This is a genomic window from Clostridium frigoris, assembly GCF_018861865.1.
In the GTDB taxonomy this organism is placed as follows: Bacteria; Bacillota; Clostridia; order Clostridiales; family Clostridiaceae; genus Clostridium_AD; species Clostridium_AD frigoris.
In genome coordinates this window covers 1-861 of record NZ_JAHLDV010000143.1, presented here as the reverse complement: position 1 = coordinate 861, position 861 = coordinate 1, and the positions used below count along the sequence as shown (strand labels likewise).

Genomic DNA, 861 nt, shown 5'->3' with positions numbered 1-861 from the left:
ATATTAGGTGATAACGGCTGCGGTAAAAGTACCCTTGTAAAATTAATACTAAAATTTTTATCTCCTACCAAAGGTTCTATAGTAAATGCCGATAAGAATATTGGCTATGTGCCTCAAAAGTCGGATTTTCTAAATTCACAGTTTCCTATTACTGTATATGAGATGCTTAATTGCTACAGAAAAATACTAAAAATCAAAGATAAGAATCTTGTAAATAGGCGGTTAGAAACCATTAATATGCTCGATTTTAAGGATTCGCTAATAGGAACACTATCAGGTGGTCAATGTCAAAAGATTTTTATAGTACGCGCATTGTTAGGAGATCCTGATTTATTAATTTTAGATGAACCATCAACAGGAATTGATGTAACTAGCCAAAAAGAAATCTATAGCTTAATTAGAGGCTTAAATAAAAATAATAAGATAACCGTTATTGCCATTGAACATAACCTTAATGCTGCTATGAGTAATTCTTCCCTTATTTATCATTTATCCAAAGGAAAGGGTCATTTATGTACACCTGATAAATATATTAAAGAATACTTAAAACCAAACAAAGGAGATGACTTTTATGTTTCAATATAGTTTTATGCAAAATGCTTTTATGATTTCTATATTAATTTCTATACTTTGTCCATGTATTGGTTTTTTTCTAGTACTTAGAAGATATTCAATGATTGGTGATACATTAGCCCATGCTTCCCTTGCTGGGGTTGCAATTGGGCTTTTATTTAACAAAAATCCTATAATGAGTTCATTCGTATTTACTTCATTTTGTGGATTATTAATTGAGTTTTTAAGAGATTATTTTAAAAAATATGCTGAGCTAATACTTGTTGTTGTTCTGTCTTTAAGTGTTGG

2 protein-coding genes are annotated in these 861 nt (G+C 29.8%); both read left to right on the top strand.

The annotated features are described in order from the left end of the window. Positions 1 to 585: metal ABC transporter ATP-binding protein (locus KPL37_RS19500; protein ID WP_216151717.1), on the top strand; the 585-nt coding region annotated here is incomplete at its 5' end. Then, positions 572 to 861 (top strand): metal ABC transporter permease (locus KPL37_RS19495; protein ID WP_216151716.1); only part of this gene is annotated, 290 nt, incomplete at its 3' end. The genes KPL37_RS19500 and KPL37_RS19495, both read left to right, overlap by 14 nt.